Source organism: Pseudomonas sp. FW306-02-D09B (assembly GCF_058782685.1).
In genome coordinates, this window is the sequence record NZ_JBYSXY010000005.1 from 118,762 (window position 1) to 130,066 (window position 11,305).

Genomic DNA, 11,305 nt, shown 5'->3' on the forward strand with positions numbered 1-11,305 from the left:
TCGCTTGAATCAGGTGTTTTTCTTGATCAGACCGTAGATCACCAGCAAAACAATCGCGCCCACCAGTGCACCGATGAAGCCCGCACCTTGGCCAGCCTGATAGATACCCAGCGCCTGGCCGCCGTACGTGGCCGCCAGCGAACCGCCGATGCCAAGCAGGATGGTCATGATCCAGCCCATGCTGTCGTCACCTGGTTTCAGGAAACGAGCCAGCAGGCCAACGATCAATCCGATGAAGATGGTTCCAATAATGTGCATGGCGTTTCCCTCTGAATGATGTGGGTATGCCAAAGCCTAGCCAGACTTTGGCATCCTGCCATCAGAGATCGGCGGCGACCGAAGGTTCCGTCGCTGCCAGATGAAACTATTCGGCAATCAGCGCTTCAACCTTGAGGATCTGCTGCTCCAGCGTGGCTTTGTCGGCGCAACGCAGGTTGGCGTGACCGACCTTGCGGCCGACCTTGAACGCCTTGCCGTAGTGGTGCAGATGGCAATCGGCGATGGCGATGACCTTCTCCACCGGCGGGACAACGCCGATGAAGTTGAGCATCGCGCTCTCGCCGACCTTGGCGGTCGAACCCAGCGGCAGGCCGGCAACGGCGCGCAGGTGGTTTTCGAACTGGCTGCACTCGGCGCCTTCAGTAGTCCAGTGGCCAGAGTTGTGTACGCGCGGGGCGATTTCGTTGGCCTTGAGGCCACCGTCGACTTCAAAGAACTCGAACGCCATCACGCCGACGTAATCCAGCTGCTTGAGCACGCGGCTGGAGTAATCCTCGGCCAGGGCTTGCAACGGGTGGTCGGTGCTGGCCACGGACAGTTTGAGAATGCCGCTGTCGTGGGTGTTGTGGACCAGCGGGTAGAACTTCGTTTCACCATCGCGAGCACGCACGGCGATCAGCGACACTTCACCGGTGAACGGCACAAAGCCTTCCAGCAAACAGGCCACGCTGCCCAGCTCGGCGAACGTACCGAGCACATCGGCCGGCGTGCGCAGGACTTTCTGGCCTTTGCCGTCGTAACCCAAGGTGCGGGTTTTCAACACGGCGGGCAGGCCGATGGTGGCTACCGCAGCCTCCAGGTCGGCTTGCGAGTGGATATCGGCGAAAGCCGGCGTCGGAATGCCCAGGTCCTTGAACAGGCTCTTTTCGAACCAGCGATCACGGGCAATGCGCAGCGCTTCGGCACTCGGGTAAACCGGAACGAATTGCGACAGGAAGGCCACGGTTTCGGCAGGAACGCTTTCGAACTCGAAGGTCACCAGGTCGACTTCATCGGCCAACTGGCGCAGGTGATCCTGATCGCCGTAATCGGCCCGCAGGTGTTCACCCAGCGCGGCTGCACAGGCATCCGGCGCGGGATCCAGAAAAGCGAAGTTCATTCCCAGCGGCGTACCTGCCAGGGCCAACATGCGACCCAACTGGCCGCCACCGATTACACCGATCTTCATCGTCAACAACCTCAGGCGATGCGTGGGTCTGGATTGTCCAGGACGCTGTCTGTCTGCTCAGCACGGAAGGTTTTCAGCACCGCGTGGAATTGCGGGTGCTTGGCGCCCAGGATACTCGCCGAGAGCAGGGCTGCGTTGATCGCGCCGGCCTTGCCGATGGCCAGGGTAGCGACCGGGATGCCCGCAGGCATCTGCACGATCGACAGCAGCGAATCGACGCCCGAAAGCATCGACGACTGCACCGGCACGCCCAGCACCGGCAGGTGGGTCTTGGCCGCACACATGCCAGGCAAGTGGGCCGCGCCGCCGGCACCGGCGATAATCACCTCGATGCCACGGGCCTCGGCCTCTTCGGCATACTGGAACAGCAGGTCCGGGGTGCGGTGGGCAGAGACCACTTTCACCTCGTAAGGGATGCCGAGCTTTTCCAGCATATCGGCGGTGTGGCTAAGGGTGGACCAATCGGACTTGGAGCCCATGATCACGCCAACCAGTGCGCTCATCGTCGTGCCTCTTCTCTCTGGGCGCCCGCAGGCGCGTCAAAAAACAACAAGCCACGCAAATGCGTGGCTTGTTGTACGAATTATGGCCAGACGAACCGGCCGAAGGCCGCGCAGTATACCTCAATGAAGCAGATAAACAGCCCCCCGCGCGACCATCTGTCATACGGCGCAAAGTACCGGTTTTATTGACTTGAAGGTCAATCCAATACAACACGAATCCCACACTGAATCTTCAGAGTCTCAAGGGGTTTGCGCGGCGCTGCCTTCCAGCTTGCGCCACAACAGCCTTACGTTGGCCTTGCGTACCAGCGCGCAGCGGTACAAACGAATTTCCAGTGGCACGTGCCATTGCGGGCCGCCGCAGACCACCAGCTCACCGCGCGCCAGTTCGGCACGCACGCTGAGCTGCGGCACCCAGGCAATGCCCAGCCCTTCCAGCGCCATGCTTTTCAGGCTGTCGGCCATGGCGGTTTCATAAATGGTGGTGAAACGCAGCGCGCGCTGGCGCAGCAGCATGTTCACCGAACGCCCGAGAAAAGCCCCGGCGCTGTAAGCCAACAGCGGCACGCTGGCCTCGCCTTCGAGGTCAAACAGCGGCTTGCCATCCGCATCGGCCGCACAGACCGGGAGCATTTCGGTGTCGCCCAGGTGCAGTGACGGGAAAATCTCCGGGTCCATTTGCATGGCCGCATCCGGGTCATAAAACGCCAGCATCAGATCGCAGCCGCCTTCGCGCAACGCGTGTACGGCGTCGCCGACGTTGGTCGCCACCAGCCGCGTCGCAATGTTCAGGCCTTCATTGCGCAATTGCGCGATCCAGCGCGGAAAGAAACCCAGGGCCAGGGAGTGAGCGGCCGCGACTTGCATCACTTCGCCCTGCCCGCCTTCGAGGTGATGCAAATGCCGCAGCACTTCGCCGAGTTGCTCGACCACCGTACGCGCCGTGACCAGAAACAACTGCCCCGCCGCCGTCAGTTCGATGGGCGTGCGCGAGCGATTGACCAGGGTCAGCCCCAGCGCGGCTTCGAGGCTGCGGATCCGCCGACTGAATGCCGGCTGAGTCACAAAGCGCCGTTCGGCGGCCTGCGAAAAGCTGCGGGTGGCGGCCAGGGCACTAAAGTCCTCGAGCCATTTGCTTTCCAGATTCATCACGCCCTCCCGGACACGCACCAATTTAGGTCACACGCTTGCCGTATACACGGCGTCACACGGGTATTATGCCGAATGTGCATAGGGCAGTGCTTAACAGCATTGGCCCAAAATTTTCCACAAGCCTAGCATTCGCAGCGTTCCGGCATAGACCGGGTCCATATCGAGATGATTTCTATCATGTCCTCCGCTGCATCTTTCCGCACAGAAAAAGACCTGCTTGGCGTACTCGAAGTACCAGCTCAAGCGTATTACGGCATCCAGACCCTGCGAGCGGTGAACAACTTCCGTCTCTCCGGCGTTCCGATTTCGCATTACCCGAAACTGGTTGTGGGTCTGGCAATGGTCAAGCAGGCTGCTGCTGACGCCAACCGCGAGCTGGGTCACCTGAGCGACGTCAAGCACGCTGCCATCAGCGAAGCGTGTGCCCGTCTGATCCGCGGCGATTTCCACGAAGAGTTCGTGGTGGACATGATTCAAGGCGGCGCTGGCACTTCAACCAACATGAATGCCAACGAAGTCATCGCCAACATCGCGCTGGAGGCCATGGGCCACAGCAAGGGCGAATACCAATACCTGCACCCGAACAACGACGTGAACATGGCCCAGTCGACCAACGACGCCTACCCGACGGCCATCCGTCTGGGTCTGCTGTTGGGTCACGACGCCCTGCTCGCCAGCCTCGACAGCCTGATCCAGTCGTTCGCTGCCAAAGGTGAAGAATTCAGCCACGTTCTGAAGATGGGTCGTACCCAGCTGCAAGACGCCGTGCCGATGACCCTTGGCCAGGAATTCCGCGCCTTCGCCACCACCCTGAGCGAAGACCTGGCACGCCTGAAGACACTGGCACCGGAACTGCTGACCGAAGTGAACCTGGGCGGCACCGCGATCGGTACCGGCATCAACGCCGACCCGCGTTACCAGCACCTGGCTGTTCAGCGCCTGGCACTGATCAGCGGTCAACCGCTGGTACCGGCCGCCGACCTGATCGAAGCGACTTCCGACATGGGTGCCTTCGTGCTGTTCTCCGGCATGCTCAAGCGCACCGCGGTCAAGCTGTCGAAGATCTGCAACGACTTGCGCCTGCTGTCCAGCGGCCCACGCACCGGCATCAACGAAATCAACCTGCCAGCGCGTCAGCCAGGCAGCTCGATCATGCCAGGCAAGGTCAACCCGGTTATTCCTGAAGCCGTTAACCAGGTGGCCTTCCAGATCATCGGTAACGACCTGGCACTGACCATCGCGGCCGAAGGCGGCCAGTTGCAACTGAACGTGATGGAGCCGTTGATCGCCTTCAAGATCTTCGACTCGATCCGCCTGCTGCAACGCGCCATGGACATGCTGCGCGAGCACTGCATCGTCGGCATCACTGCCAACGAAGCCCGCTGCCGTGAACTGGTCGAACACTCGATCGGTCTGGTCACCGCGCTGAACCCGTACATCGGCTATGAAAACGCCACCCGCATCGCCCGTATCGCCCTTGAAAGCGGCCGCGGCGTGCTGGAACTGGTGCGCGAAGAAGGCCTGCTCGACGACGCGATGCTCGCCGACATCCTGCGCCCGGAAAACATGATTGCTCCGCGTCTGGTACCACTGAAAGCCTAACGCTGTAGTTACTGCTCACCAGGTCGAGGGACTAGACACCTCTCACCTTTTGAGGGCTTGGGGATTTACTCCCTCAAGCCCTTTTTTTTCAGCACTTTTGCGGATTTTACGAACATGTTGAATGTTTTCAGTGCCGCAAAGATCGCAGCCTTCGGCATCTCCTACCGGGTTTGACAGATACCCGTAGAAGCTGCCGAAGGCTGCGATTTTTTGATTTTGCAGCGCTTTCGTTTCGTCGATTGCACCACAACTGTGCAGACGGACGGCACTCTCCTATGTATAGTGCCGGCCCTCTTCGCGTGAGCGGTCGTCGATAACGAGGCCCAAACCCATGCGAACCCCGAACTAATAACAACCCGCGAAATGGAACAGGGACGAACCTTCGACCCACCAGTTGTGCCACGCACAATCCGGTGTAACGCGATGTGTCGACCGCCCAGTATTCGCACACACAAAAAATAGCGAGGAATACTCCATGCTCGAAGTCATCAACGACTTCCTCTCAGGGAAAGTGCTGATCGTGCTCATTGTCGGGCTCGGTAGCTACTTCACGATCCGCTCGCGTTTCGTACAATTGCGTCACTTCCTACACATGTTCTCGGTCTTCAAAGAGAGCCTGCGTAGCAGCAGCGAGCAACTCAGCTCGTTCCAGGCCCTGATGCTCAGCCTCGCCGGCCGCGTCGGCGCAGGCAATATCGCGGGTGTCGGCATCGCCGTGACCCTCGGTGGCCCGGGCGCAGTGTTCTGGATGTGGGTGACCGCACTGGTCGGCATGTCCAGCAGCTTCTTCGAATGCTCCCTCGGCCAGCTCTATAAGCGCTGCGACTCCGAAGGTCAGTACCGCGGCGGCCCGTCCTACTACATCCAGCACGGCCTGCAGAAGCGCTGGTTGGGCATGATCATGGCATTCCTGTTGCTGGTGACCTTCGGGTTCGCCTTCAACGGCCTGCAATCCCATGCCGTGACCCACTCGCTCAATAACGCCTTCGGCCTGAACACCACCTACACCGGCCTGGGCCTGGCGGTGCTGTTGGGCCTGGTGTTTATCGGCGGGATCAAGCGGATCGCCAAAGTGGCCGACCTGCTGGTACCGGTGAAGACCCTGGTCTACATCGGCGTGACCATCTACGTGATCGTGCTGCAATTCGACCATGTGCCGGGCATGCTGATGACCATCGTCAAGAGCGCATTCGGTCTGGACCAGGCCTTCGGCGGTCTGATCGGCAGCGCCATCGTCATGGGCGTGAAGCGCGGCGTGTTCGCCAACGAAGCCGGTCTGGGCAGTGCGCCTAACGTCGCAGCCGTGGCTTCGGTCGAGCACCCGGTCGCACAAGGCGTGGTTCAGGCGTTCAGCGTGTTCCTCGACACCTTCGTGATCTGCACCTGCACTGCATTGCTGATCTTGCTGTCGGGCTTCTACACACCAGGCTTCGAAGGCGACGGCATTGCCCTGACCCAGAACTCCCTGGCCGCCGTAGTCGGTGATTGGGGCCGGATGTTCATCAGCGTCGCGCTGGCGTTGTTCGTGTTCACCTCGATCCTCTACAACTACTACCTGGGCGAGAGCAACCTGCGCTTCCTGGTTGGTGAAAACCGTAAGGTGCTGATCGGCTACCGCGCATTGGTACTGGCGTTGATCTTCTGGGGTGCGATCGAAAACCTGAGCACCGTGTTCGCCTTCGCCGACATCACCATGACAATGCTCGCGTTCGTGAACCTGATCGCCTTGTTCCTGCTGTTCAACGTTGGCATGCGCATCCTGAATGACTACGACGCTCAACGCCGCGCCGGGATCAAGACGCCAGTGTTCGACTCCAGCAAATTCCCGGACCTGGACCTGGACCTCAAAGCCTGGCCAGCCAACCCGCCAGCCGCAGCTCCAAAATCTGAAGCCGAGCCGCAAGGCGTGACCGCAGCGCAACGCTGATCGGTTAAAACCGGGCGCATCCCCTGCGCCCGACGTGACACAGCGTGCGACCGGCGTCATGCTCGGTCGTACGCTGTCATCGTTCAGGAGACCCCACATGATTCCCGCAACTTATCCTGCTGCGCAGCACGTCATGGTGCTCTACACCGGGGGCACCATTGGCATGCAAGCCAGCGCTAACGGCCTGGCACCGGCGTCCGGTTTCGAAGCCCGGATGCGCGACTACCTGCATAGCCAGCCTGACCTGGTAGTGCCGAACTGGCGCTTCCGAGAAATGACCCCGCTGATCGACAGCGCCAACATGACCCCGGCCTACTGGCAGCGCCTGCGCGACGCGGTCATCGAAGCAGTCGAGGTCGACGGCTGCGACAGCGTGCTGATCCTGCACGGCACCGACACCCTGGCCTACAGCGCCGCCGCCATGAGTTTTCAATTGCTCGGCCTGCACGCACGGGTGCTGTTTACCGGTTCCATGCTGCCGGCCGGCGTGCCTGACAGCGATGCCTGGGAAAACCTCGGCGGTGCGCTTGTCGCCCTCGGCCAAGGCCTGGCACCGGGCGTGCAGTTGTACTTCCATGGCGAGCTGCTGGACCCGACCCGTTGCGCAAAGATTCGCAGCTTCGGTCGGCACCCGTTTGCTCGCCTGCAACGCCAGGGTGGCGGCGTTAAAGCGCCTACCCTGCCGACAGCGCTTGAGTACCGTCAGAGCAAGCAACTGGCCAAGGTCGGCGTGCTGCCACTGTTCCCCGGCATCGACGCGCAGCAACTCGATGGCGTGCTGAACAGCGGCATTCAGGGTCTGGTGCTGGAATGCTTCGGCAGCGGCACCGGGCCGAGCGATAACCCCGAGTTTCTCGCCAGCCTTGCGCGCGCGCGGGATCAGGGGGTCGTGGTGGTCGCGATCACCCAGTGCCATGAAGGCGGGGTTGAGCTGGATGTCTACGAGGCCGGCAGTCGCTTGCGTGGCGTGGGCGTGTTGTCCGGCGGCGGCATGACCCGTGAAGCCGCGTTTGGCAAATTGCATGCGCTGTTGGGTGCAGATCTGGACACGGCAGAGGTTCGACGGTTGGTTGAACTCGACCTTTGCGGCGAACTTAGCTGACACACTACACAACCTGTGGGAGCGGGCTTGCTCGCGAATACGGTGGCACATCCAACATTGATGTGACTGACACTCCGCTTTCGCGAGCAAGCCCGCTCCCACAGGATTGTGGCTCGGCATACAACTTGCTGCTCTTCCAGCACGCTCAAGGCTGGAAGCCACCATGCTCCACTCCCACCTCACCACCCTCAACGCCGTTTCCCTGGTGCTCAACGCGTTCAAGGCCGATGGGCTTTCAAGTGAGGCGCTGCTGGCCGGCAGCGGCATCAGCGCCGCTGATCTGAGCCGCGCCGACACGCGAATCACCACCAACCAGGAAATGCAGGTCTGCGCCAACGCAGTCGCGCTCAAGCGTGACATCGGCCTGGAACTGGGCCGGCGGATGCATGTTTCGTCCTACGGCATACTCGGTTATGCCCTGCTCACCAGTGCCACCTTCGGTGACGCCTTGCGCCTGGCACTGCGCTATCCGGCGCTGTTGGGAACACTTTTCGAGCTAAGCCTTGAGGACGATGGCGAGCGCATCTGGTTCGCCGCCGCCGATTATCGGGAAAATCCGGCGCTGGCAGTGTTCAACGCCGAGTTCTGCCTGGTCTCGCTGAAAGTCATCTGCGACGACCTGCTCGGCCATCCACTGCCGCTGCTGGGTGCCCGTTTCGAACATTCGGCACCGGATTATCAGGCCAGCTACGCGATGCACTTTGATTGCCCCCTGCGCTTTGACAGCACCGATAACGCCTTCGCCTTCGACAAACACTGGCTGGACCAGCCCTTGCCGCTGGCTGACAGCATCACCCATCAGGCCATGGCCGAACGCTGTCGCAAGCAGAACACCGAATTCACCGGACGCCAGGCGTGGCTGGGGCGGATCCGCCAACTGCTCACCGCCCAACTCGACGCCGCGCCAGGCCTTGAAGGGTTGGCCGAGCAGATGAACTGCTCGGCGCGAACTCTGCGTCGGCACCTGAAGGATCTGGGGTGCAGCTATCAGGAATTGCTCGACGAACTGCGCTTTGAGCGCGCCAAGCAGATGCTGTACGAAGACCAACTGCCGATTTACCGCATCGCCGAGGCGTTGGGCTTCAGCGAGACTGCAAGTTTCCGCCATGCGTTTGTGCGCTGGAGCGGGGTGGCGCCGAGCCAGTTCAGGCCCTGACGCTCTCCTGTGGCGAGGGAGCTTGCTCCCGCTGGTCTGCGCAGCAGACCCGAACTGAACACTGCGTTCTCCATATCAATAACGGTTGCCGGTTTTACGACTGCTGTGCAGCCGAGCGGGAGCAAGCTCCCTCGCCACAAAGGGGCGAATTTCGGTCACAGGTTTTGGCCATATTGATCCCCTTTTGGCCTTTCCTGCCGTTCTCTGAATCGCCGCACGCCGCAAGACTGTGTTCAACCGAATCAGCCTGCGGAGAACAAGAAAATGCTGACGATTTACTCGGACGATCACCACCTGCACCACGGACGCTGCGAATTGATGGACGGGCAATTGATGCCCTGCTTCGAAATGCCATCGCGAGCCGACCACGTACTGGCACGCGTTCAATCCCGTGATCTGGGGCCGGTGCAAGCGCCGCAGGATTTTGGTCTGGGGCCGATCCAGCGCATCCACAGCGACGACTACCTGACGTTCTTCAAAGGCGCATGGCAGCGCTGGACCGAGTTTGAACGCGACGGCGATTTGCTGCCGTACACCTGGCCGGCGCGCACCCTGCGCACGGTCATCCCGAAAAGCCTGCACGGCCAACTCGGTTATTACAGCTTCGACGGCGGCGCACCGATCACCGCCGGCACCTGGCAAGCAGCGTATAGCGCGGCGCAAGTCGCGCTGACCGCCCAGGCCGCGATCCAACGCGGTGCGCGCAGTGCGTTTGCCCTGTGCCGTCCACCGGGACATCACGCCGCCAGCGACTTGATGGGCGGTTATTGCTACCTCAACAACGCCGCCATCGCTGCCCAGGCATTCCTCGATCAAGGCCACAAGAAAGTCGCGATCCTCGACGTCGACTACCACCACGGCAACGGCACCCAATCGATTTTCTATCAGCGCAGCGATGTGCTGTTCACCTCGATCCACGGCCACCCGGAAGCTGAGTTTCCATTCTTCCTCGGTTACGAAGACGAGCGCGGCGAAGGCGCGGGTGAAGGTTTCAACTTCAACTACCCGCTGCCCGCAGGTTCCGGCTGGGACACCTGGAGCGCGGCGCTGGAGCAGGCCTGCAAAGAGATCGAACGCTACGGCGCCGACATTGTGGTCGTGTCCCTCGGGGTCGACACCTTCAAGGACGATCCGATCTCCCAGTTCAAGCTCGACAGCCCGGATTACCTGGCGATGGGCGAACGCATCGGCGCCCTCGGCAAGCCGACCCTGTTCGTGATGGAAGGCGGCTACGCGGTGGAAGAAATCGGCATCAATGCCGTGAACGTTCTCGAAGGTTTCAAAAGCGCCCAATGAGGAATTAGAACAATGAATCAACTCAAGCGTTTTATCATCCCGGCTCTGTGCACAGCAGTTCTCAGCACTGCTGTGCATGCTGAAGAGCGCACCTTGCGGGTCTACAACTGGTTCGACTACATCACCCCCAAGGCACTGGAAGACTTCAAGGCCGAGAACACCAAGGTCAAATTGGTCTACGACATTTTCGACACCAACGAAGCGCTGGAAGCCAAACTGCTCACCGGTAACTCCGGTTACGACGTGGTGGTGCCGTCCAACGTGTTCCTCGCCAAGCAGATCGAAGCCGGGGTATTCCAACCACTGGACCGCAGCAAACTGCCGAACTGGAACCACCTCGATCCCAAGCTGATGAAGCTGATCGAAGCCAACGACCCGGGCAACAAATTCGCCGTGCCGTACATGTACGGCACCATCCTGATCGGCTTCAACCCGGACAAGGTCAAGGCCGCGCTGGGCACCAACGCACCAGTGGACAGCTGGGACCTGATCTTCAAGGAAGAGAACATCAGCAAACTCAAGCAGTGCGGCGTGGCCCTGCTCGATTCTCCGTCGGAGATCCTGCCGCTGGCCCTGCAGCACCTGGGCCTGGACCCGAACAGCAAAAAGCCGGATGACTACGTCAAGGCTGAAGCATTGCTGATGAAGATTCGCCCGTATATCACCTATTTCCACTCATCCAAGTACATGGCCGACATCGCCAACGGTGATATCTGTGTCGCCGTCGGTTACTCCGGCAGCTTCTCCCAGGCCGCCAACCGCGCCAAGGAAGCCAAGAACGGAGTGATCGTCGATATGCGCCTTCCGAAAGAAGGCGCGCCGATCTGGTTCGACATGCTAGCGATCCCGAAAGGGGCGAAAGATCCGGAAGACGCCTACACCTTCATGAACTACCTGTTGCAACCGAAAGTCATCGCGCCGGTCAGCGACTTTGTCGGCTATCCGAACCCGAACAAGGACGCCACGGAAATGGTCGACCCGGCGATCCGCAGCAACCCGAATCTGTACCCGACCGAAGCGGCCATGAGCACGCTCTACACCCTGCAACCGCTGCCGCGCGACGCGGAACGGGCGCGGACCCGGGCCTGGACCAAGATCAAGTCCGGTACCTGAAACGCTC

The 11,305-nt window shown here is 60.8% G+C and carries 10 protein-coding genes; 6 read left to right on the forward strand and 4 right to left on the reverse strand.

What is annotated here, in order from left to right; genetic code table 11:
• Positions 1-9 precede the first annotated feature (9 nt).
• The 4 genes from AC3WK5_RS10785 to AC3WK5_RS10800 form a co-directional block, all read right to left on the reverse strand.
• A complete protein-coding gene (locus AC3WK5_RS10785; RefSeq protein ID WP_103314795.1) occupies positions 10-258 on the reverse strand; it encodes a GlsB/YeaQ/YmgE family stress response membrane protein in 249 nt (82 codons plus the stop codon).
• A gap of 106 nt (positions 259-364) precedes the next feature.
• Positions 365-1,447 (reverse strand): 5-(carboxyamino)imidazole ribonucleotide synthase, encoded by a 1,083-nt coding sequence (locus AC3WK5_RS10790; protein WP_103314796.1) that lies wholly within the window; start codon positions 1,445-1,447, stop codon positions 365-367.
• A gap of 11 nt (positions 1,448-1,458) precedes the next feature.
• Positions 1,459-1,950: a 5-(carboxyamino)imidazole ribonucleotide mutase gene (purE, locus tag AC3WK5_RS10795; protein WP_019694319.1), complete on the reverse strand. Its 492-nt coding sequence runs from the start codon at positions 1,948-1,950 to the stop codon at positions 1,459-1,461.
• A gap of 240 nt (positions 1,951-2,190) precedes the next feature.
• Entirely contained in the window at positions 2,191-3,099 is a 909-nt protein-coding gene (locus AC3WK5_RS10800) for a LysR substrate-binding domain-containing protein (protein ID WP_054594768.1), read from the reverse strand.
• Positions 3,100-3,279: 180 nt separating this feature from the next.
• Between AC3WK5_RS10800 and AC3WK5_RS10805 the strand changes: the two genes are divergently transcribed.
• From AC3WK5_RS10805 to AC3WK5_RS10830, 6 genes are all read left to right on the forward strand, one after another.
• Complete coding sequence (locus AC3WK5_RS10805; RefSeq protein WP_103314797.1) at positions 3,280-4,704, forward strand: aspartate ammonia-lyase; 1,425 nt, start codon at positions 3,280-3,282, stop codon at positions 4,702-4,704.
• Positions 4,705-5,179: 475 nt separating this feature from the next.
• A complete protein-coding gene (locus AC3WK5_RS10810; RefSeq protein ID WP_054594770.1) occupies positions 5,180-6,631 on the forward strand; it encodes an alanine/glycine:cation symporter family protein in 1,452 nt (483 codons plus the stop codon).
• A gap of 97 nt (positions 6,632-6,728) precedes the next feature.
• Positions 6,729-7,733: an asparaginase gene (locus AC3WK5_RS10815; protein ID WP_103314798.1), complete on the forward strand. Its 1,005-nt coding sequence runs from the start codon at positions 6,729-6,731 to the stop codon at positions 7,731-7,733.
• Positions 7,734-7,896: 163 nt separating this feature from the next.
• Positions 7,897-8,889, forward strand: coding sequence for an AraC family transcriptional regulator (locus AC3WK5_RS10820; RefSeq protein ID WP_103314799.1), 993 nt, complete (start codon positions 7,897-7,899; stop codon positions 8,887-8,889).
• 264 nt (positions 8,890-9,153) lie between these two features.
• Positions 9,154-10,185 (forward strand): histone deacetylase family protein, encoded by a 1,032-nt coding sequence (locus AC3WK5_RS10825; RefSeq protein WP_103314800.1) that lies wholly within the window; start codon positions 9,154-9,156, stop codon positions 10,183-10,185.
• 12 nt (positions 10,186-10,197) lie between these two features.
• Positions 10,198-11,298, forward strand: coding sequence for a polyamine ABC transporter substrate-binding protein (locus AC3WK5_RS10830; RefSeq protein WP_054594775.1), 1,101 nt, complete (start codon positions 10,198-10,200; stop codon positions 11,296-11,298).
• The last annotated feature ends 7 nt before the right edge of the window (positions 11,299-11,305 follow it).